The sequence below is a fragment of the Flavobacterium sp. KY-23415 genome (genome assembly GCF_055384985.1).
On the sequence record NZ_AP044001.1, the window covers coordinates 3665153 to 3689922 of the forward strand.

Genomic DNA, 24770 nt, shown 5'->3' on the forward strand with positions numbered 1-24770 from the left:
GTAAACTTCCATTAAAATGAAAAAAATTAATATATAAAGTGCATTTAAAATTAGTACATAATTATAACTTCTTTTCCATTGGTATTTTTCTTCCATATTTTGTTTATTATTTATCTAATGAAATTAAATTAGCAAGCAATCTATATGCTCCTGAAACTCCTTCGGGTAATTCTCTAAAGAAACTTAATCCTGTATAAATATAATTTCCTTTTCCGTATTTTGCAATTAATAATGCTCCTTCTTTTTGTTTTTCTCCAGAATCTGCAGAAGATAGAATAGGAGTGAAGGCTTTGTTCCATTTATTAGGATAATACAAACCTTGTTCTTGTACCCAATTCTCAAAATCTTTGCTTGTTATTTTGTTTGGAACATTTAGAACAGGGTGTTTTGGATTTACAAAAGATACTTTAGCATTTTCATTGGTAACTCTATCTCTAGATATTTTTAAATCATAAGGAGCCACTTCCTCAGTTATCAAACCACTTGTAGTATTGTATTGCACAATTAGATTCCCTCCGTTTTCAACATATTGAAACAAGTCTTTATTTTTAAACTTCAATTCTTCAATAGTATTAAAAGCTCTAATTCCAAGAATAATAGCGTCAAAATTACTCAAGTTTTCTTTGGAAATTTCAGTTGGATTAATATAAGTAATTGTATAGCCAATATTTTCTAAATACTTCCCTACTTCATCTCCTGCACCAATAATATAGCCAATATTTTTCCCTTTTGTTTGAATATCTAGTCTTACTAATTTTCCTTCAGAAGGTTGTAAAATAGTCTGTTTTGGAATATGGTCATATTTAATTGTAACACATTCTAATTGGTGCTTTTCTGTTTTAGTTTGAATTTCAACAGAGAAATCGGTATTACTTTCGTTATCAGGAGGGAAGACCTTAAATGTTACGGTTTTTTCTTCATTTTCTCTTTCAATAGAAAAAGGAATTTCGTTAGGTTCAATTTTCCAATTAGAATCTACAATTAACTTAGCAATTCCTGAGCTATTGGTTTTATTGGATTTTAGTTTTACTTGAATTTCTTTTGGATTGTTTGTATTAAAAATGGATACTTTGTTTACAATTTCAGAAGTTACTTCTGGTAAAACTGAAAATGGGATATAGATTTCTCCTTTTTCTGGATCATTTTTTTTGAAAACTAAATTCTTTATGAAGTCAATTTTATGTCCTTCTATTTCTACAGAAAAAACGACAGGAAATTGTAATTTCTCTTCAGGATAAATACGAATAGCTTTATTAGAAACTTGATACATTCCAACTGTTGGTTTTTCTTTTAACCAAAAAAGGTTAGAATATTCTATCGTGTTTGGAATAATAAATTTTTTTTCATCAAATTTAATACTTTCATTATTTGAAAGTATTTCAACTTTGTCCTGTAGGTTTTCGTTTAGTATGTTATAGCCAAGTAGTTTAACATTACTATTACTTCTGTTAATTACTTCAAAATGAATTGCAATCGTTTCATTTTTTGTGGCATTTTCTGTAGAAGTTATAGCTTCAAGATATAAACCACTACATGCCTCTATAATTTTTAAAATTTGATTGCTTTTACTTTTTTTCCAATGACTGTTATCTAAGTTTTGGATAAGTTTATATGCTTCAATTAATTTAGGGATATGACTTGACGGATTTGTAAAATTGAAGTTTTTTTCAATTTCGTTTAATATCTTACCAATGGCTTCTCCATCTTTAATTCGATTCCAAGAAGTATCAATTCCTTCAAATAAATTAGTATTGTTGGGTAAGTTACCTTTTAAAATTTCTAAATATTCTGTTTCACTTCCTCTTGTACCTGTCGATCCAAATCCTTGACATTTATGTTGACTACGGCTTAAGGCTGCTATTTCGTGATTACTTTTTCCTTTTAAAGGGTAAAAAACATTGGCATTAAAAGATAATAAATTAGATTTATCTGCTTTTTCAAAGGCTTCTTCGCTTCCATAAAACCACCATGATGTGTTGAAAAATACTCTACTGGGTTTATTATTCAGTTTTTCATAGGCTTCTAGACTTAACATTGCAGAAGCCGTATGGTGACCGTGGGTTGTGCCTGGAGTTCTATGATTAAAACGATTGATTACTATATCGGGTTGAAAAGTTTCCATTACTTGAATAACATCTTCTAATACTTGTTCTTTATTCCAGATTGAAAATGTTTCATTGGGTTCTTTAGAGTAACCAAAATCGTTTGCACGAGTAAAAAACTGATTGCCTCCATCAATATTTCTAGCAGCTAATAGCTCTTGTGTTCTTATTGCTCCTAGCTTTTCTCTCAATTCTGGGCCAATTAAATTTTGTCCTCCATCTCCACGAGTTAAAGATAAATAGGCTGTTTCTGCATGATAATAATTCGAAAAATAGGTTATTAATCGTGTGTTTTCATCATCTGGATGTGCTGCAACATAAAGCACTTTGCCAAGGAAATTTAATTTTTGAACAGCTTCATAAATTTCAGTTACATTTGGTTTTTTAGGAGCTTGCGCAAATGCGATAGAAGAGAATAATAATAGGAATAGCAACTTTTTTTTGATCATTTTTTGTGTCGTTTTTTTGCAAGATTTTAAAATTTGTCCTAAAAATAAAAAAGGAAGTTTTAATTCCTTCCTTTTTAACAATTATTTAAACTTTGAGATATCATATAGTGCGTTTTCAATTTCTTGATTGACTTCTAAAATATTTCGATCCAATTTTTCATCGTCTAATTTAACTCTTTTATATATAAGCTCTGTTTGTTTTATTCTAAGCTTTGTATATTTTTTTACAATTTGATTATAATCGAGCATGTTTTTAGGTAAGCTGTATTTTTCTATTTCTTTAACAATTTTTAAATTTTCTTTCCAGTACCACATCGTTCTGTCATTTGCGAAATTTAAAAAATCTTCTTTATCATCGGATCGATGACTAAACAATTCCAATGCTAGGGTTTCATTAGTAGCATAATCTTTAATTTTTTTTTCATACAATTTAAAATAATCTAACTTTTCTTTAGATTCTGATTTATAGTTTTTTAAAGGGTTTGGAATTTCTCTTAAGACCAAAAAAGAAACGGATAAACCAAGAAACACAATTGCACCGTTGATCCAATAATTTGTAGATTTAGATTCTTTAACAATTATTGTATAGGAAATTATGTAACCAATTATTATACCTGAAACAAGTCCGCCAATATGAGCAGCAGCATCAACACCTGAATTTAATCCATTTAAAAGATTTATCCCAATATAGATTCCCATATATATGAGTAAAGGCTTTCTAAATGATTTTTCAATAAAGTTTGTAGTTAAGAGTGCAATAAAAACACCAAATAAACCAAAAATGGCTCCAGATGCTCCAGCACTAACAGAAAAAGTGTGCCACCATATACTAGCAGTACTCGCCAATAAACCACAAACAAAGTAGGCAATTATAAATTTTGTTTTTCCAATAAATGGTTCTAATAAACTCCCCACATAAAGTAACGCATATAAATTCATTATTAGATGAATAATACCAATATGAATGAAAATTGAAGACAATAACCTCCAAGCTTCTCCATTAAGAGTTAATGCTCTTTCATTTGCTCCCCATTCAATTATTTTTTCTACGCTTGGATTTATAATGTTAGCCCCATCAATTGCCATAATTATAAAAATAATTATGTTAACTATAATTATTATTGGTGTGATAAAATATCCCTTTTGTATTTTAAAAATTTCTAAAAAAGAAAAAAAACCATTTTTTTTATTAAATTGTAGTAAATTAGGTTTAATTTTTTGTTCGTTCTTTTCAGAAACAACAGTTTTTTCGCTGGAGTCAATTACTATTGTTTTATTTTGTATTTCCTCAATAAATGATAAAACGTTTTCTTTGTTTTTGCCAGAATCTAAAATCTGATTACCAATGCAGTTACTTCTAATATATAGATAATTATCTATAATCGTAATTTGTATTTTTTCTCCCCAAGAAGTTAATGAAATAGGAGCATTGCCTTCTATTTTGTTCTCAGAAACTTGGGTGATTTCCCAATTTAATTCTTTAAAAGATTCTATAATTTTAAAGTTAATTCCTTCAACGTCTTCAATTTGAATTGAAGCTTGATAGTATGGTGATAATTTATTATTCATTAATCCGTAAATTCTTTTTCTTCAAAATCTGATTTTATTATTAGTATTCCTTTTTGCATCAATAAATTATTTGGATAGGTAATTTGTTCGTTATCCCTTGTTTTTAAAATAATGTAAAAAGCTTTAATATCGTCAATCTCTCCTTCAAGTGGGTAATCTTTATCTAAAATTTTTATCTTATCTCCAATTTTAAATGGATAGGAGAAAAAAAGTATAATTCCTGCCATGATATTACTCAGAATAGACCATTGTGCAAAAGAGGCAACACCAACAACGGCAAAAACAGAAGATATAAATAAGAAGATTTGTTCTCTTTTTACACCCCAAATAATAATGATAGAAAAAATAGCTAATAATCCTAAAAGAATATTGACATATTTTTTGACTAGGTTGGTTCTATGATCTAAAGAATCATTAAGTTTTGCAGATTTTTTTATTATCTCAGCCGCAAAAAATTTAAGTAGAAAAAATAAACACAAAACAATGACTGTTAGTATTTCTTCATGCAAGTAGGGATTCGCAATATATTTAAGCATAACTAAGAAGTTTAGAATATACCTTCTCTACTGGAAGACCAACAACATTAGTATAGGAACCCTCAATTTTGCTTATTCCAATTAAACCAATCCATTCTTGAATGCCATAGGATCCTGCTTTGTCGAATGGCTTGTAATTGTCTAAATAATAGTTAATTTCTTCTGCGGATAAGTCTTTGAAAGTTACTTTGGTTACTTCGTGTATTGTTTCTGTTTTTTCAATTGTTTTAAAAGTAACCGATGTTATTACTTGATGTGTTTTTCCTGAGAGTGACGTTAACATTTTAATGGCATCATCATAGTCTTTAGGCTTTCCTAAAGCCTTTTCTTCATGCCAAACAATGGTGTCGCTCGTGATTAAAAGTTCATTTTTCTCAAGCTTTTCGAAAGCACTAGCTTTCAATTCTGATAAATAATTGGTAATTGCTTCTGCTTTTAAAGTATTTGGAAAAACTTCATCTATTTCTTTCAATTGAATAGTAAAATTTACATCCATTTCTTTAAAAAATTGTTGCCTTCTTGGCGAACCCGAAGCCAAGATAATAGTATATCGATTTAGTTTATCCTTGAGCATTTTTAATAGAATAAGTTATTATAGCAATTGAAAGTATTCCAAAGAAAAGTACAATTTTTAAAATCAGACTCAAATGTTTGAAATCTTGTTTCGATTTTGCACTCCATAATTTAATCATAAAGTAGAGTAGTGGGCCAATTATAAAAAGGAGCGCATAATATAAAACATAATCATTCGCTAATAGATTGTTGTTTATGTAACGAAGCAACAAAAAAATAGGCAGCAGTGTTAAAATGCTAATTAATTTAGCGGTTCTTTCTTTTCCTAAAAGTATAGGTAGTGTTTGAATTCCTGATGCATAATCACCATCGGTATCTTCAATATCTTTAACAATTTCTCTTAATAAGTTAATAATAAAAGCAAAAACAGCATAATTATATAATATTGCAAATGCTTGTTTCATTTGATGTGTGTTGCCTTCATAGGTAGCAGGAAACAAATCAAAAACTCCTAAAATAATAATACTGAAAGATAATATAAATGCAACTGTGATGTTACTAATAATAACAATTCTTTTTAAATAGGTAGAATACACATATAATAATGCAGCTATAAAAATAAAGATAGTAAAAAGTCCTTTTTTTCCAACAACATTAGAAAGGTAAAAACCAATTCCGACACCTATTAAGTTTAATGCTACATAAATATTATAGCCCATACTTTCCGAAACCGATTTGCCTATAATTCTATCTTTTGGCTTAGCAATTTCATCGTTATCTTGATCCATGATATTATTAATAACATAACCTGCTGCAGCTATGCAAACTGTAGAAATTACTAACAATATAAATTGAAAGTTTGATAGTGATAGAAAATTGCCTGTTGGTGTTAAATTGGTAAGTGTTACCGTTTTTAAATAGGTATAACGAAAAAGAACTTGCATTAAAGCAAGCATTAATAGGTTTTGATATCGTATTAGTTTGAGGTATTTCATGTTTTTTTAGTTATTAATTATGAGGAAATAATGATAAGTCGAAAAATGCCAACTCAAAACTAATCATATTTAGCATCAAAATGTTCCATCCATTTTCCTTGTACTTTCATTACTTGTTCAATAACATCGCGAACGCAACCATTTCCTCCGTTAATATGGGAAATATATTTGCTTAAATTTTTAATTTCTGGAGCCGCATTTTGTGGACAAGTTGGTAAACCTACCAATTTCATTACATGATAATCCGGAATATCGTCACCCATATATAACACCTGTTCTGGTTTAATATTGTAGATGTCAATAAATTCTTTGAAAGTTTCTACTTTGTCTGAAACGCCTAAATGGATGTCAGTAATTCCTAAATTACGCAAACGAACACGAACCCCTTCATTACTTCCACCAGAAATAATACATACAGTGTAACCGTTTTCTACAGCTGCTTTCATGGCATAACCATCGCGAATGTTCATATTTCGAAGCATTTCACCTGTTTGTGTAACCTGAATAGTTCCGTCGGTTAGTACACCATCAACATCGAGGATGAAAGTGGTAATATCGTTCATTAATTCTTTATAGCTTTTAGACATTTTGTATCGATTGAGTTAATAATTTATAAAGTTCTTTATAGTTTGAATCCTTTAGAAAATCCATGTGCTTTTCTATGGTTTTAGTATCGTTTCTCAAAGCAGGACCAGTTTGTGCTTCTTTTGGTGAAAGTTGTGTTATTTTGTTGGCTGTCTCTATAATTAAAGGTTGCAAGATTCTAAAAGGCACTTTGTTTTGATTACAAATTTCATTGCCGATTTGGTACAAATGATTCACAAAGTTATTTACAAAAACAGCTGCAACATGCAGACTTTTTCGTTGTTCAGACGAAATGGAATAAACCTTTTTAGAAATTATACTAGCCAATGATTCCAAAATGGTATAATCATTTTCCTTTTCTGTTTCCAAACAAATTGGAATAGTTGAAAAATCTACAACTTTAGATTTACTAAACGTTTGCAAGGGATAAAAAACACCTTTTCTATTTTTATCATCTAAAACCGAAAGTTCAGAAGTACCAGATGTATGCACCACTAAACGGTTTTTAAAAGGTAAATTACATGTAACTTCTGCAATTGCATTATCAGAAACCGAAATGATATAGACATCTGCTTCTTTAATCTCGTTATAGGTTGAAGTAATTTGGTTTTCCGCAATTAAATGAGAAATGCTTTCTTTAGAACGAGCAAAAACCTGAACGATAGTTACTTCGTCTGTATTAAGCATTACTTTTAGTAGATGTTGGGCAACATTACCGCTACCAATAATTACAACTTTAATCATGAGGCTAAAATACTATTTTTTTAGAAAAGTAAATAGTTGCAGGAATGCAATATTTTTTTTGTGTTAATTATAGGATTTATAAGTGCTTATTCGTTCTATTTGTAGTAATTTCGCACTTTTAAATTTATACTATGAAAAAAATATATTTTTTATTGCTTGTTTTGTTCGGATTGCATGTACATGGGCAGATTGTTAATATTCCTGATGCGAATTTTAAAGCGAAGTTGTTGAGTGCTAATTCAAGCAACCAAATTGCATCTACAGAAATTCCAGATCAATATGGATATGTAACAAATTATAATTCTATTGATACAAATAATAATGGTGAAATAGAAGAAAGTGAAGCTGAATTGATTACTGTTTTAAATATTTATGAATCAAATATTTATGATTTAACTGGAATTGAATATTTTAGCAATTTAATTACTTTAAGATGTAAGAATATCCAAATAACAAATTTAGATTTAACTCAATTAGCTAATCTTTATTTTTTAGATTGTGGTGATAATCAATTAAGCACATTAAATATTACTCAAAATTCCAATTTAAAATATTTATATTGTTATAACAGTCAGCTATCAGATTTAAATATTAGTCAAAATCTAAACTTAGTTTTGTTGCAATGTAGTGGTAACCAGTTATCTAGTTTGAATTTAAGTCAGAATATTAATTTAACTTCTTTAGGTTGTTCAAATAATCTACTCACAACTTTAGATGTTTCTATGTTAAATAATCTTAACTTTTTAAGTTGTAGAGGGAATCAATTAAGTAATTTAGATGTTACTCAAAATTTAGTTTTGGGATTTATAGAATGTCAGAATAATGAATTAATTAATTTAGATGTTACTCAAAATTTGAATTTAATTGATTTAAATTGTAAAAATAATCAATTAACTAATTTGGATATTTCTCAAAATATCAATTTGAGACATTTATTATGTTCTAATAATTTATTAACAACTTTAGATGCTTCCTTTAACTCTGTTATGAATGAGTTAATTTGTAACAATAATCAATTAAATAGTTTATTTATTAAAAACAATAATGAAAGTTGGTTGTATTATTATGGTTCTTCATTAGATTTTTCTAATAATCCTGATTTACAATACATTTGTGCAGATGATGAAGACATCACAATGATACAACAAAAAATAATGGATTACAATCTAGTAAATTGTCATGTAAATTCCTATTGTTCTTTTGTTCCAGGAGGTGATTATTTTTCAATTGAAGGACAAACAATATATGATTTTAATAACAACGGTTGTGATTTAAATGATTTAAATTATTCCAACTTAAGATTTTCTATTACAGATGGAACTATTTCAGGTGATTTAATTTCAAATATGACAGGAAATTATGCGATTCCTGTTCAATCAGGTTCATATACAATTACGCCAATATTAGAAAATTCCGATTATTTCAATATTTCTCCAACAAGTCTTACAGTAGATTTCCCAACACAAATGAGTCCTTTTGTTCAAGATTTTTGTGTTACTGCAAATGGTAATCATTCAGATCTTGAAGTAGTTATTTTGCCAACAACACCTGCAAGACCAGGTTTTGATGCATATTATAAAATTATTTATAGAAATAAAGGGAATAAAGTTGAAAGTGGAGCGATTACTTTTACTTATAATGATGCAGTTTTAGATTATGTATCAGCCAACCCAGTTTATGATAGTCAAGCTACAGATACATTCACTTGGAATTATGCTAATTTAGAACCTTTTGAAACTAGAGAAATTGAAGTCGTTTTCAATGTCAATTCGCCTATGGAAACTCCAGCTGTAAATATTGATGACGTTTTAAATTATACTGCTGTTATTTCAACTTCAAATACAGATGAAACTCCTGATGACAATGAATTTACTTTAAATCAAACCGTTGTTGGTTCATATGATCCTAATGATAAAACTTGTTTAGAAGGTGAAATTGTTGGTCCAGATATGATAGGTGAGTACGTTCATTATTTAATTCGTTTTGAAAATACAGGAACGTATCCTGCTGAAAATGTTGTGGTAAAAGACATGATTGATATGGCTAAATTTGATATTACTACTTTAATTCCATTAAGAGGAAGTCATGATTTTTATACTAGGATTAAGGATAACAAAGTAGAGTTTATTTTTGAAAATATCAATTTAGACTTCAATGATGCAACAAATGACGGCTTTGTGGCTTTCAAAATTAAAACAAAACCGACTTTAGCTCTTGGTAATACTTTTTCTAATAATGCAAATATCTATTTTGATTATAATTTTCCAATTACAACAAATACCTATACTACTACGTTTCAGGCTTTAAGCACGCAAGACTTCAATTTTAATTCAAAATTTACGTTATATCCAAATCCAGTGCAAGATGTTTTGCATTTCAATTCAAAAGAGAATTTAGAAATTCAATCGGTTGAAATTTATAATATGTTAGGACAAATTGTAATTTCTGTTCCTAATAATACCACTTCAATCGATGTTTCTAGCTTAAAATCAGGTAATTATTTCTTAAAAGTGAATACAGAACAAGGTATTTCAAATACAAAATTCATAAAGGAGTAAATCTTTTCCTATAAAAAATGTTAAATTTTATTTAAATCCCAGTTTTTCAACGAATTGGGATTTTTGCTTTAAAAAACTCTTTTTTTTTTAGTGTTAATAGAAAAGTTTTCTGCTAATTAGTTTAAAGAATTTTTTATAGTTAATTAAATGATTTTTTCGCAATGAAAAATTGTATTTTGTGGTTTTTCTTTAACAAAAGTAAAGAATAGAGGTGTTTTTTTATGTATAATTTAATTTACATTTGCACTTCCAAATCTTTACATATGAGAAAATTATACTTTTTATGCGTTGTTTTATTTTCAGGAATGGTTTTGCAAGCGCAAGACATAAATTTTTCTGATACAAATTTTAAAACGAGATTACTACTTGCAGATCAGAACACTACGGTAGCAAAAGACTTATCGGGTCATTGGTTCAAGATTGATTCTAATAGTGATGGTAAGATTCAAGTTAATGAAGCAAAAGAAGTTAGCTATTTAAATGTTTCTAATGCCGATATTTCAGATTTATCTGGAATTGAAAATTTCACAAACATTAAGGAATTAAACTGTTTGAGAAATCAAATAACAAGTTTAGAAGTAAGTACTTTAACCCATTTAATTTCTTTGGACTGTAGGTATAATCCAATTGCTTCTTTAGATTTTTCAAATTTAATCTATTTAGCAAGTGTAAATTGTTCTCAAACACAATTAACCTATTTAAATTTGAAAAACAACAACCCAAGTTGGATTGAATTACAATTAGAGAATACTCCAAATCTTCAATACATTTGTGCAAACGAAGAAGATATTGTTTGGATACAAGACAGATTGAATCAATTTGGATATACAAATTGTAATGTGAATAGTTATTGTAATTTCACTCCAGGAGGTCAATATTATGAAGTAACAGGAACTGTTAAATATGATGCAAACGCAAATGGTTGTGATGTTTCTGATGTTAATTATACGAATTTAAATTTTTCAATTACTAACGGAAATGAATCGGGCAGTTTTATAGCTAATCAATCGGGTAATTATGCTGTTACTGTAGATGCAGGTTCATATACGATTACACCAAACTTACAAAATCCTAGTTATTTTACAATTACACCAAGTGAAATTGTTGTTGATTTTCCAACAATATCAAGTCCTGTAATTAAAGATTTTTGTGTAACAGCAAATGGTGTTCACTCAGATGTTGAAGTATATATTTTACCTTTAGACGCTGCAAGACCAGGTTTTAAAGCTGGTTATAAAGTAGTATATAGAAATAATGGTACTGAAGTTGAAAATGGTGAAGTTAGTTTTTCTCATGACAGCTCAATTACTACATTTGATTCTTCTTTCCCAATTTTTAATAATCAATCAGCAAATAATTACTCTTGGAACTTTAGTAATTTGCAACCTTTCGAAACCAGAGCTATCGAAATTGTTTTAAAAGTAAATTCTCCAGTAGCTACTCCGTCTGTTAATAATGGTGACGAATTGAATTTTACTGCAGCAATTGCTACAAATAATACAGATGAAAACATAAGTGATAATACCTTTATATTCTATCAAACAGTTGTGGGTTCTTATGATCCAAATGATATAACATGTTTAGAAGGTGAAATTGTTTCTCCAGAAGTGGTTGGAAAATATGTTCATTATATGATTCGTTTTGAAAATGTAGGAACATTTGCAGCAGAAAATATTGTTGTGAAAGACTTAATAGATTCTGAAAAATTTGACATTGCGACTTTAGTTCCTTTAGAATCAAGTCATGATTATTATACTTCAATAGAAAATAATGTTGTTGAGTTTATTTTTGAGAATATTAATTTAGATTTTAATGACAATGCAAATGATGGTTATATTTCATTTAAAATTAAAACAAGGTCGAATTTAGGTGTTGGTGAAACATTTTCTAATGAAGCTGAAATTTATTTTGACTACAACTTTCCAGTAAATACTAATAAATATACTACTACTATTGAAGCTTTAAAATCAGAAACTTTTGAATTTAGTAATTATTTTACTTTGTATCCAAATCCTGCAAGCAATACTATAAATTTAAATGCTAAAGTAGATATAGAAGTTAATTCTATTGAAATTTATAACATAGTTGGTCAATTAGTAATTGCTGTTTCTAATGATACAAATACTATAGATGTATCTAGATTGACGAAAGGTAACTACTTTGTTAAAATACAAACTGAAAGCGGAACTACGAATACTAAATTTATTAAAGAATAATTTGTTCGTATTCACTGTTACAACGCTTACTTAAAACAAATATCCCGTTTGGAAATTTCCAAACGGGATATTTGTTTTAGGTGAAAATGGATATAGATTTTCTCCAATATAACTATCAAGTAAAATAGTAACGATTCGAATTTATTATAAACAAAAACGACCTGTTTAGAAATTTCTAAACAGGTCGTTTTACTTGTTAGGAAACGAACTAAATATTATCTAAGCGTTGCTCCTAATTGTTTTTCGAAATTGGTTAACAATTTACTCATTATTTTTTCAATTTCTTTATCGTTTAAAGTTTTGTTTTCATCTTGAATAGTGAAACTAACCGCATAGGATTTTTTACCTTCGGGTAAATTTTTTCCTTCATAAACATCAAACAAATTAATGTTTTTCAACAGTTTTTTCTCTGTTTGTTTTGCAATTTTGAAAATTTCTTCAAATGAAATGCTTTCATCTAATAAAAGAGCTAAATCCCTTCTTACTTCTGGGTATTTAGGAATATCTGTAAATTTCATTTTATTAGAAACATATTTTTGAATTCTTGCCCAGTCAATATCTGCATATAAAACATCTTGTTTAATATCGAAATGTTTTAAAATAGATTTTTTAACGGTTCCAAATTCAACAATAACTTCTTTTCCAATAGCTAAACCAATTCCTTCTGCAAACACATCATTTTCAATTGGTAAACTAGAAACTTTGGTGTCTAAACCAATTCGTGAAAGTATAGTGTTAATATAGCCTTTGAATAGGAAAAAATCAGATTTTTGTTGTGTTTGAGCCCAATTTTCTTCTGCTCTGTTACCCGTTGCAAAAAGCGTTAAATGTTTGTTCTCTTCATAGCCAGAAGGTAAATTATGATAAGTTTTTCCAAACTCATATAATTTTAAATCACTACGTTTTCTGTTAATATTAAATGAAATGGCTTCTAAGCCAGAAAACAACATCGATTGACGCATGGTTGACAAATCATTACTTAACGGATTCAACATGACAACGTTAAAATCTTTCTTTAATTTTTCAGATAATTTAACATAATCTGGAGTTGTTAAAGAATTTGCCATCATTTCATTGAAACCTAAAGCACATAACTGATTAGCAATTATGTTTTGCACTTTGTATTCTTCTGTTCTTGAAGAATTAGAAATTGTAGCGTTTAATTTTTCTGTGAATTGAATGTTATTATAACCGTAAACTCTTAAAATTTCTTCTATAACATCAATTTCTCTTTGCACATCAACTCTATAGGAAGGAATCATTAACCCTAAACCAGATTCGGTAACGTTGGTTACTTTAATGTCTAAAGAAACTAAAATTTTCTTTATTGTCTCTTTAGGAAGTTTTTCACCAATTACTTTGGCTACTTTTTCAAAGTTTATGAAAACTTGAAAATCTTCAATTTTTTTAGGATAGATATCTACTACATCAGATGTTATTTCACCACCAGCTACTTCTTGAATTAATAAAGCAGCTCTTTTTAAAGCATAAGCAGTAATGGAAGGATCAATTCCTCTTTCAAATCTAAAAGAAGCATCTGTGTTTAAAGCATGTCTTTTGGCTGTTTTTCTAACTGAAACAGGATTAAAATAGGCACTTTCTAAGAAAATTGATGTTGTGTTTTCTGAAACACCAGAATCTTTTCCTCCAAATACACCAGCAATGCACATTGGTCCATCTGCATGACATATCATTAAATCATCTGCATCCAATGTTCTTTCAACATCATCTAAAGTGGTAAACTTTGTGCCTGCTGCTACAGTTTTAACAATAACTTTGTTTCCTTTTATTTTGTTAGCATCAAAAGCATGCAAGGGTTGTCCTAATTCATGTAGTACATAATTAGTAACATCTACAATATTATTTTTAGGAGATAACCCAATAGCTTTAAGTCGGTTTTGTAACCAAGCTGGAGATGGTTTTACAGTCAAATCTGAAATAGTTACACCACAATAACGTGGAGCTAATTTTTCATCTTCAACAGTAACATCAATTTTAAGGGTTCTTTTATCTACTTTAAAATTACTTACAGAAGGAGTAATTAATTCTAAGGTTTTATCTTTTATAACTAATCCCGCTTTTAAATCTCTTGCAACACCAAAATGGCTCATTGCATCGGCACGGTTAGGAGTTAGCCCAATTTCGAATACTTCATCTGTTTCAATATTGAAAACATCTTTGCCTAATGTCCCAGGTTTTAGGTTTGCGTCTAGAATCATGATTCCGTCATGACTTTCTCCAATTCCTAATTCATCTTCGGCACAAATCATTCCATGACTTTCTTGTCCTCTAATTTTTCCCTTTTTTATTTCAAAAGCGTTTCCTTCTTTATCATATAATTTGGTTCCAATTGTAGCAACAGGAACTTTTTGTCCGGCAGCAACATTTGGTGCACCACAGACAATTTGTACAGGTTCTTGACCATTGCCCAAATCTACTGTTGTTACTTTTAATTTATCGGCATCAGGATGTTTCTCACAAGTAAGAACATGACCCACGACTATGCCTTCTAGACCTCCTTTTAAACTTTCATATTTATCTACACCTTCAACTTCTAATCCTAAGTCGGTAAGTAATGAAGCAGTATCTTCTGAATTCCAATCTATTTTAATAAACTGCTTTAACCAATTGTATGAAATACGCATTTTGTATCGAATTTTTGAGGAGCAAAGATAAAATTAATTAGTAAATGAGACAATGTGAATAGTATTAAATTCACCTTTTTGTTTCACTATAAAATCTCTTCTACATGTTTTTTAATGTTTTGTGCTAATTTTTCTGTTGGCAAATCGTTGGCATCATTACCAAAAGGGTCTTCTATTTCTTCTGCAATGAGTTCTAAACTAGCCAAAACATAAAATGTAAATACCACAATTGGCACCACAAAATACCCAAGGTCAAAAGCATAGCCAAAAGGCAAAGTCATGATATAGAAAAAAATAAATTTTTTAATAAAAGCACTGTAAGAGTAGGGAATGGGTGTGTTTTTTATTCTTTCACATGCTCCACAAATATCTGTAAAAGATTGTATTTCACTATTAATTATGATTAATTGATCTCCTGATATTTTCCCTAAAAGATGCAAGTCATGAATCTTTTGGAATAACATTTTTGCAATTTGATTGGGTCTGTGTTTATGGTGTTCCATAGTTACCTCTAAATCATCAAATAATGCTTTTGCTGTTTCTTCATCTCTAAGATGTTTCTGAAGGATAGAAGCATATGCGGGAATCATTCTCCTAAAATAACTTCTATCTTGTTCCTCTTTTAGAATGACAGATAATTTTATAGCTAAATTTCTACTATTATTGACTAAAGCCCCCCAATGTTTTCTTCCTTCCCACCAACGATCATAGGCTGTATTGGTTCTGAAAACTAGTAATAATGAAATTACAAAGCCAAGCATGCCATGCATAATGGTAATGTTTTTTACATGACTGGTTTTTGCTAATTTCCAATATTCAATTTCTAAATAGGCTATTCCATAGGAGAAGAAACCAATAGTTATCATCATTGGAATTAATTGACGAAAAGTGTCCGATTTGTGGAATCTAAAAATAAAAGTAATCCAATCTTTTGGGTTGTATTGCACCATTTTTTGTTTGTAAATTTTGAATTTGCGTAAAAATAATAAATTTAAATCGAATTTCTAATCGGATAATTTTTAGTTTGGTTTTCTTCTTAATAGCAAATAGAGCTACTAGAAATTTATCTTTAATAAGTTATATACTTATTGGTTAAAAGTTAGAAAATGACCTAAAGATTCCTAGAATGATAATGAACACTTATAAAAAACAATATAGACTGATTGGAAATCCTTAGTTTATTCTAGGTTGATTATTTTTCGATTAAAGATTTCCATAAACCGCAATGTAATCTGCATAAATCAATTTGTCATTAAGCCATTCTATAAATTCTTTTTTGAATTTAATGATTTTCAATTCATCGGTTTTTTTCGCCATTATTTTTTCAACTATGGTTTTACAAGTTTCATTGTCAAAATAATTATATCCACATACGTCAAAATATTCCTCTATATCATTATTCCAAGGATTTTCCAGAGGAAAGACAGACTTAAATTCATCTATTACAAAGTCAAAGTCATCCTTAGGAATAAAAGCGTCATTTCTTTTTTTTGTTTTGTAGTTTTCTCCGTCCTTATTTTCTGGCCATAAAATAAATCCAATTTCATTTCTTGATATTGAATTTTCTCTAGTTGAGATAATTACTTCTTTAGAGTAGATTTTTTCAATCGCTTTTGCCATGTCATATTTGCAAAATTCATAACTTTTTCTTGCGGTTTCATAATCACATTCTGCTAGAATGCTAATCTCTTTTATGTTGTCGTTATGATATCGTTTTTCACATGCGTCAATATCACCATTATTTTCTTTCAAAAGTTTAATAGCAATGTCTAATGGAATTGCGATTTTATTTCGTAGTATTTTTATTTTTTCACTATTCATCTGCATTGTTTATAATGACGTTATTAGTTAAGGTTTTATATCTATAAAGCTAACAACCACATTCTCCATAAAAAGTCTTTATAATTGTTTTACCTTTTTTGTCTGACAGTTTTATTGTTCCAATTTTCAACCACGTCTCATCACCATTCTGAATTCCGTTTTTCAATTCAATTGTCATTTGGTAATTATCGCTTTTGTATTTTGCTTTCACATTTAATGAATCGATTTCTTTGAAGTCTGTTTGTGTGAACTTTGTTAAAACGCCATTGATTTTCAGAAATGAAGTCTGTGCATAGTCATTCATATAAATGTATTGTCCGTCTTTAAATTCTGTCGAATCGTTGGAAAAATAGCAAGAACAACCGTCAATTTCAGGAGGAAAAGTCGAAAAGGGATCAATAGTTAATGCTTGGTCGTCAAGTTTTATATTATCCGTCATCGGTTCACTTTCACATGAGTTACTTTGTCCGCAGGCAAACAAAAATGTTAGCGTAACAGCTGTCAAAAAACTAGATAAAAATTTGTTTTTAAAAGTCATTGTCGTTTTGTTGTGTCCGTTCGTTCAACCACGGTTTACTTCTTTTTTATTATTTGTTTTTTGTGTTCAGTGATTATAATTCATTACTTCGTCTTTTGCTTTGCTCATTGAACTACGGATTGATAATGAACACTTATAAAAAACAATATAGACTGAGAAAAAAACTTTAGCTGTTGGCATATCGTTTTTTAAATTTTAAATTCACACAAAATTGGCATATGGTCACTTAATTCCAACCATTTATTTGCAGATCCAACTTTAACAGATATTAGTTTTTCAGAGAATTTTTGTACACCAAAAATATAATCAATATGATATTTTTTTTCTTTATTTCGTTGAAAGTAAAGAGTCGGTTTACTTTCTTTTCCTTGTAATTCTCCTGTAAACTTATGATAAAAACTTTCTATTCCTAATTCCTCCAATTCATTAATTACATCTGAATGATTCCACCACTTGTCATAATGATGCCAAATCGCACTACTGTTAAAGTCGCCTGCTAAAATTATTTCCTTGAAGTTTTCCTTATTTACTTGTAAATATTTCCAAAACTGACCGATGTAGTCAAAATACTGAGAATTGTTTTTATGAGTCCAAACAGCAAGGATATCGAATGATTTATTTATCCTACAAGGTAAAAAATGTTTTACTGAATGGTCTCTAAATTGATTAGTCCAATCCAATTTTTCCAATCCAATTTCTTGTTTAACAAATATCGCAAGACCTTTATTTTTGGTGTCTCCAATCCAAAGATGGTTTTCAGCCCATTCCTGATATTTTGGGTGCCGACATTCGGCTGGATTTTCACATTCTTGGATAATGTAAATGTCGGCATTGAAGTCTGAAATATGTTCAAACTTCTTTCTAAATGCTCCATTACAATTCCAAGTTACTATCTTCAATATGCGCTTTTTTAAATGTATGTTAGTTTGTTTATATGTATGATAAATGTCTTGTTTTATTTTCTCAAAAATATTATTTTTTTCCTTACAAATCATTTAAATAACTAGTAAGCTGTTTACTATTTAATGAGTATCTTTCTAGACATCCATTAAACCAAATCCTTCGGGTACTTTTTTAGAATTTACCCTGTTATACGGCCAAATATAAATTGTTTTAACAATTTTAAAATCAGTATCTAATAAATTGTATTCATCTATTGGTGCGCTAACAATATTATTTTGCATTGAACCAGTCCTTGTCCATGTATATTGAGATGATCCTGGTTTAATATATATTAATCTTTCTAAATATTTCCTTGATTCTGAAACACTTGTTAAAAGTATTGGATTGTCTTTAGAGAATCCGAATTCACCTTTATGATTGGGTAATTCGTCTTGGTCTGTACCTTCTTCTTCTTTAATTTTTTTTACCATGGCTTCCATTTTTGCCATAAAATCGTCTTCTGATGTTTCATTTTTCTTTTTTCTAAATAAATTAAATAGTCCCATTATATTTTCTTTTTTGGTTATGAAATGGATTACAACTTGTTAATAGCTATGACAAAAGCACACAAAGCTATCGTTTTTTAGGTAGCTATTTTTGATATATGCCACATTCGTTTTCAAATATATAAATATTCATTTACAAATTGTCTAAAGAATTTTTGTTTCAGACGCAATGCGTTTAGCGTGAAAAGTATGTTTTTTGTCTCAGACGCAGTGCGTTTAGCATCAAAAAAATATTTTTTACCTCGAATACTGAGTATCCAGCTTCAAAAAAATGTTTTTCATCTCAGATACTGAGTATTTAACGTCAAATGAGTACTTTTTACTTCAGATACTGAGTATCTAGTGTCAAAAGAATATTTTTCACCTCAGATACTGAGTATTTAGCGTCAAATGAGTACTTTTTACCTCGGATACTGAGTATTTAGCGTCAAATGAGTACTTTTTACCTCGGATACTGAGTATCCAGCATCAAATGAGTACTTTTTACCTCAGATACTGAGTTTCTAACCTCAAAAAAAATGATTTTCTGTAAATAGTTGTAAGTAGGTATAAACCGACGTGCTTTTTTTGAAAATGTGTTTGAAAATATAGAAGTGGTTGGGTAGCCCCGATAGTAGCGGCAGCCTGTTATTGCGAGGGACGATGCAATGAACAGCTATAGCGAATAGCGGGAGGAGTGTGCTGTGTGGCACTTTGGTGGTGCTCCTAAAAAAGAAATAATTAATTTGTTGGATGCTTATGCAATGTTTGAAAGTTTGTGATTATCCTGCATGCCAAATTAAATAGAGTTTATATCCTTTTTCTGTTTTATGAAAATTAAAGAAACGGCTACTTTCAAATTCATCATTTTGTGTGTTTAAATGTGCAACATATCTAAATTCTATTGCTGGTTGTTTTGAATGGCTTATAAAAGATAAAGAATCTATTGAAGAGTTAATTATTTGGTCTTTAATTTTTTTAGTGAATATTTTTTCATATCCGTTTTCAAAATCTTTTTTTGTTAATTGGTTACCTTCTTTTTTTAACCCAATTGCAAAACCCCATTCACCTTCGAGTGGAAATTGGATACATTGTATTACTTTTTCTTTTTGATTTGTTTGTATGCAGTTCTTAAAATTGTTCCAAAATTGATTGATTTCTTTTTGTTCTTCTTTAGTTAGGGTTTTCCAAGTTATGAATTCTGAAGTAGTATTTTGTACATTAGTTTCTTTTGCAGTTTTTTTACAATTATAAAGTGATATGAGCAGGAGTATTGCGATTATTTTTTTCATGGGTTTAGTCGTTTCAATTATAAATAGGTATTGGCTTTTCGTTTACATAAAATACTCGAAAAAGGAAAGAATGTAAGACGCGTCTTTTTCGGGAGGATTATTGCTAATTGTGTAGTTTAGTTTGTTTTTAAGCATGGGTTTGTTTAAAAAGGAATGCATTGTTTTAAATTCTCTAATACCTATTGAAAGTTGTATGCTTTGTTTGTTTTCGAAAATTTCTAATGTTCCTCGATGTACTATTTTTGTGGTATAGGATCCGAATTTTTTGACTCTAATTTCAACTTTATATGCAGTTAGTTGTAGTGCTGTTATTTCGTCTATTTTTATTCCAAAACAGTATGTTTCCTGATTTAAATTGGCTCTTAGTAACAAACCGTTTTTTAAAACTTCTAAATTAATGAATATCGGATAGTTCCCTTTTGCAAGTATTGAATTATCGAGTTCCGAAATGCCACTTTTATAGATAAGTTTTGGTGAACCAACACCTTGCAATTGTAGTTTTTCTTTATAACTAAACGATCCTCCATAATGGTTTAGGTCTTTAGAAAATAAGTCGTTACTGTTGTTAAGTGTAAGCTTTTGCATAGTATGAAATAATAGCGTCGATTAGAATCTGAATCGGTTTTCAGTTTAACTATGTCCCAAATATAAAACAAACTTTTAACTGAGTAAACAGCGGCAAGACAAATTGTAAAAAAAGGAAGGCAGCACTTCTAAAAATAAATCCATAATTTTACAGCATCAATTTCAATAGATTTAAAACGCAGTACTACATCATGAACAATCGCAAAAATCAACTCGAAGCCTTCAATAGACTATTAGACATCATGGACGACCTACGTGAAAAATGTCCGTGGGATAAAAAACAAACCTTGGAAAGTTTACGTCATCTAACCATTGAAGAAACCTATGAATTGGGCGATGCCATATTGGATAATGACTTGCAAGAAATTAAAAAAGAGCTAGGTGATTTATTATTGCACATTGTTTTCTATGCCAAAATTGGTAGCGAAACCAATGATTTTGACATGGCAGATGTTGCCAATAGTATTTGCGATAAATTAATTGACCGTCATCCGCATATTTATGGCGATGTGGTTGTGGAAGATGAAGAAGAAGTGAAACGCAATTGGGAAAAACTGAAATTAAAAGAAGGAAAAAAGTCGGTTTTAGAAGGTGTTCCAAAAAGTTTGCCGGCATTAGTGAAAGCCAGTCGCATTCAAGACAAAGTGAAAGGAGTAGGGTTTGATTGGGAAGAGTCGCACCAAGTGTGGGACAAAGTACAAGAAGAGTTAGATGAATTACAAGTTGAAGTAAAAGCAGGCGATCAAGACAAAATAGAAGCCGAGTTTGGAGATGTTTTATTTTCGATGATTAATTATGCACGTTTTTTGAAAGTGAATCCAGAAGATGCTTTGGAACGCACGAATAAGAAATTCATGAAACGTTTCATGTATTTAGAAAGCAAAGCTGCACAAATTGGCAAATCGTTATCTGACATGTCTTTAGATGAAATGGATGTTTTTTGGGAAGAAGCGAAGCGCTTACCAAAATAAAGGAATTGGAAAATCTCTGATTTTCAAATCACACTACTTTTGGGAAGAAGCGAAGAAATTGTAGAAGTTGTTAAATTATAAACAGTTGAGTGTAATAAGTTTTAGAATAGGCACTGTTGTACCTTCGTTGTTTTCCTACTTCCGTTTATCAAATTTAAGTTATTTTTCGTAAGTTTGGTAAAAAATTAAAACATGAAGTTTTATACACAAGATGAGTTTAATTCGATAAACAATACGGCTAAAGATTTTTTTAAAAAAGAAAGTGATAAAAAGTTAAAATTTTTTTCGCAATTTCTAAAAAAACTTGAAGCAGATACAATAGAACCTTCGGAAAAAGTAAAAAACGCTTTTTTAGAAAAAGAAAAAATCGAGTATGAATTAGAAAAATTTATCTATGTAAATTATCCAAAAACAGAAGAGATTTTTATAAACGGTCTTGTTCAATATACAGCTGAAACTGCAATTTTCTATAATCTTATGGTTGTTTTTTTTGGTAAAACTTGTAAAGAACTTGAATGTCTGTATCAAGACTTTTTTGAGAAAAATTTTCCGCAAGGATAAGTTCAATAAGTTTTGCTTCTTTAAGCGTAGTTTCTAAAAAAAAATATACTTCCGAGTGGTTTATTTACTTTATTTTTTACTTATGTATATAGCTGTTATATAGTTCCAATTCATTAAATCTGATTGTTCTTTATCTGTCGTTTTTATAGAGATATTCATAAAGTGACGTACAACTATTGAATCAGCGTACTTTTTTTATTTTCACGCATTTTCACTGATGAAATTAATTTATCTATTCGCTCCTGATAGCTATCAGGACGTATCGATAATTTTTGTTCCTTTTTACAGCACAAAAAACACTCCAACTGAGGGTTTTAATAATTGCACACTACGGGTAAAAAATAAAAAACCACATAGCAATTTTTACATTTTGCTATGTGGTTTTTTTAAAACTCTTACATTGAATTAGCGCAAAATCCTATTATTTGAATTTTCTCTTAAAGTTATAAATAGTTTCACTCACTGTAAACCAACAGAAATAGAAAATACCCACAGAGAAAATAATATCACCAATCATGCGTAACCATTTTAAGGTTTGCACGGTTGGAGAATATAACAATTCTGAATCTCTTGCAAAAGAATAGCCTTTTGTAATAGAAGTATAGGCTTGAATAATTCCAATAGGTAACAAACTGAAAACGACCATGGCTACAAGTCCAATGTTTAAACACCAAAAAGCTCTTTTTAGTTTTGCACTTCCCCAAGCACGATCAGAATAGAAACGCAAGCAAATGAGAATGAATCCCATACCCAACATTCCATAAACCCCAAACAAAGCGGTGTGCGCATGAACAGCAGTTGTGTTTAATCCTTGAATGTAATACAACGCAATTGGTGGATTAATTAAGAAACCAAAAACACCAGCTCCTACAAAATTCCAAAACGCAACAGCGATAAAGAAAAAGATAGGCCATTTGTATTTTTGCATCCAAGTTTTACTTTTTAATAAATTCCAATTTTCCCTAATTTCAAACCCCATTAAGGTGAGTGGTACTACTTCTAAAGCACTATACGTAGCTCCTAATGCAATAGCTTGAACAGGTGTTCCAGAAAAGTATAAATGATGCAGTGTCCCGATAATGCCACCAGCTAAAAAGATAGTAGCTGAAGCAATAGATACTCTTCCCGCAGTTTTAGCAGCGATAATTTTCATTCGAGAGAAAATAAAAGCAATTACTACAGTAGCAAATACTTCGAAGAAACCTTCTACCCATAAATGCACTAACCACCATCTCCAGTAATTAATAACGGGTAAACTACTGTTTTCGCCATACATTAAACCAGAAAAGAAGAACATACCAATTGCCATTACCGAAACGAGTAATATGATTAAAAGGTGTTTTGATTCGTCATTTTTACGAATAGCAAAAAGAATATGACGACTCACCATGAGTACCCAAAGTACTAAACCAACAGCTAAGAATAGTTGCCAAAAACGACCTAAATCCATATATTCATAGCCTTGGTGACCAAAGAAGAAATTGGTGGTTAAATCTAAAAATTGGTGCACGCCCAACCATTCTCCTAGCATAGAGCCTAAAACAATAATCAAAAGCGCAACGAAAAGGAAATTGATTCCAAAAACTTGGTATTTCATTTCTTTACCCGAAATCATAGGCGCTAAGAATAAACCAGTTGCTAACCAAGTAGCAGCAATCCAGAATACTGCTAATTGTGTGTGCCATGTTCGAGAAACAGAGTAAGGAAGGAAGTTGGCTAAATCAAAGCCAAAGAACGCCTGACCTTCTACAGTATAATGTACTGTGATGATTCCTAATATGACTTGCAAACCAATTAGTAATGAAATTATAATGAAGTATTTCAAAATGGCTTTTTGAGAGGGGAACAACTTTATATTTGTTAACGGATCACTTTCTGGTTTATCGATTAATTCTCCTTTTTCATGATTTAATAAATAATAATAAGTAAGTATTCCGATGAAAAGTAATAATAAAACGATTGATAAACCCGACCATATTATCGAATCATCTGTAATATTATTATCAATTAAAGGTTCATGAGGCCAATTGGAAGTATAAGTATAGTCATGATTAGGTCTATTCGTGCTTGCTGCCCAAGAAGTCCAAAACAAGAAAGCATTTAGCTGTGCTAATTTTTCTTTGTCCACTAAAGCTCCTTTCGGAATTGCATATTCTGCTTTACCTTCTGAGAATATTTTGGTGTAATGTTTTATATTACTCTGAATGGCATTATAACGTTCTTGTGAAATTGTTATAGTATTAGAAGAAGCGTTAAAAGTATTTGTTTTAATATCTTGAATTAAACGTGCTTTTAAAGCCGCTTTCTTTTCAACATCTAAGGCATCAAAGGACAAGTTATAGTCTTTCTTTGCCCATGCTTCTAGCATGAACACCGCTTCTTTGTGAATCCAATCGGCTGTCCAATCGGGAGCCACATAACTACCGTGTCCCCAAATAGAACCTACTTCCATTCCTCCAATAGATTCCCATACATTCTGACCTATTTGAATAGCTTCTTTAGTATAGACTGTTTCATTAGTGTTTTTTACGATTATCTTTTCAGGAATAGGAGGTTGGGTTTGATAGATTTCTGTACCCACCCAAATTAGTGCAACGAAGGATAGTACCACAACACTAATAAATGCAAACCATATTTTTTTCATTTTCTTCTTTTTTTAGTTT

20 protein-coding genes are annotated in these 24770 nt (G+C 29.8%); 4 read left to right on the forward strand and 16 right to left on the reverse strand.

Features of this window, described 5'->3' with window-relative positions; all coding sequences use genetic code 11:
* Nucleotides 1-106 precede the first annotated feature (106 nt).
* From ACZ49Z_RS16020 to ACZ49Z_RS16050, 7 genes are all read right to left on the reverse strand, one after another.
* Complete coding sequence (locus ACZ49Z_RS16020; protein WP_464305306.1) at nucleotides 107-2551, reverse strand: PIG-L family deacetylase; 2445 nt, start codon at nucleotides 2549-2551, stop codon at nucleotides 107-109.
* Between the two features lie 81 nt (nucleotides 2552-2632).
* A complete protein-coding gene (locus ACZ49Z_RS16025) occupies nucleotides 2633-4120 on the reverse strand; it encodes a rhomboid family intramembrane serine protease (RefSeq protein WP_464305307.1) in 1488 nt (495 codons plus the stop codon).
* Nucleotides 4120-4656, reverse strand: a complete 537-nt coding sequence (locus tag ACZ49Z_RS16030) for a mechanosensitive ion channel domain-containing protein (RefSeq protein WP_464305308.1) — start codon at nucleotides 4654-4656, stop codon at nucleotides 4120-4122. Before ACZ49Z_RS16030 ends, ACZ49Z_RS16025 begins: the two co-directional genes overlap by 1 nt.
* Nucleotides 4649-5230, reverse strand: a complete 582-nt coding sequence (locus ACZ49Z_RS16035; protein WP_464305309.1) for a Maf family nucleotide pyrophosphatase — start codon at nucleotides 5228-5230, stop codon at nucleotides 4649-4651. Before ACZ49Z_RS16035 ends, ACZ49Z_RS16030 begins: the two co-directional genes overlap by 8 nt.
* A complete protein-coding gene (locus tag ACZ49Z_RS16040; RefSeq protein WP_464305310.1) occupies nucleotides 5217-6164 on the reverse strand; it encodes a geranylgeranylglycerol-phosphate geranylgeranyltransferase in 948 nt (315 codons plus the stop codon). The genes ACZ49Z_RS16035 and ACZ49Z_RS16040 overlap by 14 nt, the downstream gene beginning before the upstream one ends.
* A 59-nt stretch (nucleotides 6165-6223) precedes the next feature.
* On the reverse strand, nucleotides 6224-6751 hold the full coding sequence (locus ACZ49Z_RS16045; RefSeq protein ID WP_464305311.1) for a KdsC family phosphatase: 528 nt from the start codon (nucleotides 6749-6751) through the stop codon (nucleotides 6224-6226).
* Complete coding sequence (locus tag ACZ49Z_RS16050) at nucleotides 6744-7493, reverse strand: Rossmann-like and DUF2520 domain-containing protein (RefSeq protein ID WP_464305312.1); 750 nt, start codon at nucleotides 7491-7493, stop codon at nucleotides 6744-6746. The genes ACZ49Z_RS16045 and ACZ49Z_RS16050 overlap by 8 nt, the downstream gene beginning before the upstream one ends.
* A gap of 131 nt (nucleotides 7494-7624) precedes the next feature.
* On the opposite strand from ACZ49Z_RS16050, the gene ACZ49Z_RS16055 reads away from it, so the two are divergent.
* Together ACZ49Z_RS16055 and ACZ49Z_RS16060 are read left to right on the forward strand one after the other, a co-directional pair.
* The gene (locus tag ACZ49Z_RS16055) at nucleotides 7625-10051 is read left to right on the forward strand and encodes a DUF7619 domain-containing protein (RefSeq protein ID WP_464305313.1); all 2427 of its coding nucleotides are present in this window, start codon (nucleotides 7625-7627) and stop codon (nucleotides 10049-10051) included.
* Between the two features lie 263 nt (nucleotides 10052-10314).
* Nucleotides 10315-12267, forward strand: a complete 1953-nt coding sequence (locus tag ACZ49Z_RS16060) for a T9SS type A sorting domain-containing protein (protein WP_464305314.1) — start codon at nucleotides 10315-10317, stop codon at nucleotides 12265-12267.
* Between the two features lie 215 nt (nucleotides 12268-12482).
* Here the strand turns inward: ACZ49Z_RS16060 and pheT are convergent, their stop codons facing one another.
* The 8 genes from pheT to ACZ49Z_RS16100 all read right to left on the reverse strand — a co-directional run bounded on the left by pheT (nucleotide 12483) and on the right by ACZ49Z_RS16100 (nucleotide 20575).
* Nucleotides 12483-14912 (reverse strand): phenylalanine--tRNA ligase subunit beta, encoded by a 2430-nt coding sequence (gene pheT / locus ACZ49Z_RS16065; protein ID WP_464305315.1) that lies wholly within the window; start codon nucleotides 14910-14912, stop codon nucleotides 12483-12485.
* Between the two features lie 86 nt (nucleotides 14913-14998).
* A complete protein-coding gene (locus ACZ49Z_RS16070; RefSeq protein WP_464305316.1) occupies nucleotides 14999-15862 on the reverse strand; it encodes a bestrophin family protein in 864 nt (287 codons plus the stop codon).
* 253 nt (nucleotides 15863-16115) lie between these two features.
* Complete coding sequence (locus tag ACZ49Z_RS16075; RefSeq protein WP_464305317.1) at nucleotides 16116-16739, reverse strand: hypothetical protein; 624 nt, start codon at nucleotides 16737-16739, stop codon at nucleotides 16116-16118.
* 43 nt (nucleotides 16740-16782) lie between these two features.
* A complete protein-coding gene (locus ACZ49Z_RS16080; RefSeq protein WP_464305318.1) occupies nucleotides 16783-17271 on the reverse strand; it encodes a hypothetical protein in 489 nt (162 codons plus the stop codon).
* A 188-nt stretch (nucleotides 17272-17459) separates the two neighbouring features.
* Nucleotides 17460-18170 carry an endonuclease/exonuclease/phosphatase family protein gene (locus ACZ49Z_RS16085; RefSeq protein WP_464305319.1) on the reverse strand — a complete coding sequence of 237 codons (711 nt, stop codon included), beginning with the start codon at nucleotides 18168-18170 and terminating at the stop codon, nucleotides 17460-17462.
* A gap of 138 nt (nucleotides 18171-18308) precedes the next feature.
* On the reverse strand, nucleotides 18309-18719 hold the full coding sequence (locus tag ACZ49Z_RS16090) for a hypothetical protein (protein ID WP_464305320.1): 411 nt from the start codon (nucleotides 18717-18719) through the stop codon (nucleotides 18309-18311).
* A 761-nt stretch (nucleotides 18720-19480) separates the two neighbouring features.
* A complete protein-coding gene (locus tag ACZ49Z_RS16095; RefSeq protein ID WP_464305321.1) occupies nucleotides 19481-19990 on the reverse strand; it encodes a hypothetical protein in 510 nt (169 codons plus the stop codon).
* A 42-nt stretch (nucleotides 19991-20032) separates the two neighbouring features.
* Nucleotides 20033-20575 (reverse strand): hypothetical protein, encoded by a 543-nt coding sequence (locus tag ACZ49Z_RS16100; RefSeq protein ID WP_464305322.1) that lies wholly within the window; start codon nucleotides 20573-20575, stop codon nucleotides 20033-20035.
* Between the two features lie 191 nt (nucleotides 20576-20766).
* Here ACZ49Z_RS16100 and mazG point away from each other — a divergent pair, with 191 nt between their 5' ends.
* Entirely contained in the window at nucleotides 20767-21546 is a 780-nt protein-coding gene (gene mazG / locus ACZ49Z_RS16105) for a nucleoside triphosphate pyrophosphohydrolase (RefSeq protein ID WP_464305323.1), read from the forward strand.
* 192 nt (nucleotides 21547-21738) lie between these two features.
* Nucleotides 21739-22107: a hypothetical protein gene (locus ACZ49Z_RS16110; RefSeq protein WP_464305324.1), complete on the forward strand. Its 369-nt coding sequence runs from the start codon at nucleotides 21739-21741 to the stop codon at nucleotides 22105-22107.
* Between the two features lie 421 nt (nucleotides 22108-22528).
* On the opposite strand, the gene ACZ49Z_RS16115 is transcribed toward ACZ49Z_RS16110, so the two are convergent.
* On the reverse strand, nucleotides 22529-24751 hold the full coding sequence (locus tag ACZ49Z_RS16115; RefSeq protein ID WP_464305325.1) for a nitric-oxide reductase large subunit: 2223 nt from the start codon (nucleotides 24749-24751) through the stop codon (nucleotides 22529-22531).
* Nucleotides 24752-24770: the final 19 nt, after the last annotated feature.

Excerpts from the sequence above, each read along its gene's own strand:
- ACZ49Z_RS16020 (WP_464305306.1), bottom strand. The coding sequence starts at position 2,551 with ATGATCAAAAAAAAGTTGCTATTCCTATTATTATTCTCTTCTATCGCA.
- ACZ49Z_RS16025 (WP_464305307.1), bottom strand. The coding sequence starts at position 4,120 with ATGAATAATAAATTATCACCATACTATCAAGCTTCAATTCAAATTGAA.
- ACZ49Z_RS16030 (WP_464305308.1), bottom strand. The coding sequence starts at position 4,656 with ATGCTTAAATATATTGCGAATCCCTACTTGCATGAAGAAATACTAACA.
- ACZ49Z_RS16035 (WP_464305309.1), bottom strand. The coding sequence starts at position 5,230 with ATGCTCAAGGATAAACTAAATCGATATACTATTATCTTGGCTTCGGGT.
- ACZ49Z_RS16040 (WP_464305310.1), bottom strand. The coding sequence starts at position 6,164 with ATGAAATACCTCAAACTAATACGATATCAAAACCTATTAATGCTTGCT.
- ACZ49Z_RS16045 (WP_464305311.1), bottom strand. The coding sequence starts at position 6,751 with ATGTCTAAAAGCTATAAAGAATTAATGAACGATATTACCACTTTCATC.
- ACZ49Z_RS16050 (WP_464305312.1), bottom strand. The coding sequence starts at position 7,493 with ATGATTAAAGTTGTAATTATTGGTAGCGGTAATGTTGCCCAACATCTA.
- ACZ49Z_RS16055 (WP_464305313.1), top strand. The coding sequence starts at position 7,625 with ATGAAAAAAATATATTTTTTATTGCTTGTTTTGTTCGGATTGCATGTA.
- ACZ49Z_RS16060 (WP_464305314.1), top strand. The coding sequence starts at position 10,315 with ATGAGAAAATTATACTTTTTATGCGTTGTTTTATTTTCAGGAATGGTT.
- pheT (WP_464305315.1), bottom strand. The coding sequence starts at position 14,912 with ATGCGTATTTCATACAATTGGTTAAAGCAGTTTATTAAAATAGATTGG.
- ACZ49Z_RS16070 (WP_464305316.1), bottom strand. The coding sequence starts at position 15,862 with ATGGTGCAATACAACCCAAAAGATTGGATTACTTTTATTTTTAGATTC.
- ACZ49Z_RS16075 (WP_464305317.1), bottom strand. The coding sequence starts at position 16,739 with ATGCAGATGAATAGTGAAAAAATAAAAATACTACGAAATAAAATCGCA.
- ACZ49Z_RS16080 (WP_464305318.1), bottom strand. The coding sequence starts at position 17,271 with ATGACTTTTAAAAACAAATTTTTATCTAGTTTTTTGACAGCTGTTACG.
- ACZ49Z_RS16090 (WP_464305320.1), bottom strand. The coding sequence starts at position 18,719 with ATGGGACTATTTAATTTATTTAGAAAAAAGAAAAATGAAACATCAGAA.
- ACZ49Z_RS16095 (WP_464305321.1), bottom strand. The coding sequence starts at position 19,990 with ATGAAAAAAATAATCGCAATACTCCTGCTCATATCACTTTATAATTGT.
- ACZ49Z_RS16100 (WP_464305322.1), bottom strand. The coding sequence starts at position 20,575 with ATGCAAAAGCTTACACTTAACAACAGTAACGACTTATTTTCTAAAGAC.
- mazG (WP_464305323.1), top strand. The coding sequence starts at position 20,767 with ATGAACAATCGCAAAAATCAACTCGAAGCCTTCAATAGACTATTAGAC.
- ACZ49Z_RS16110 (WP_464305324.1), top strand. The coding sequence starts at position 21,739 with ATGAAGTTTTATACACAAGATGAGTTTAATTCGATAAACAATACGGCT.
- ACZ49Z_RS16115 (WP_464305325.1), bottom strand. The coding sequence starts at position 24,751 with ATGAAAAAAATATGGTTTGCATTTATTAGTGTTGTGGTACTATCCTTC.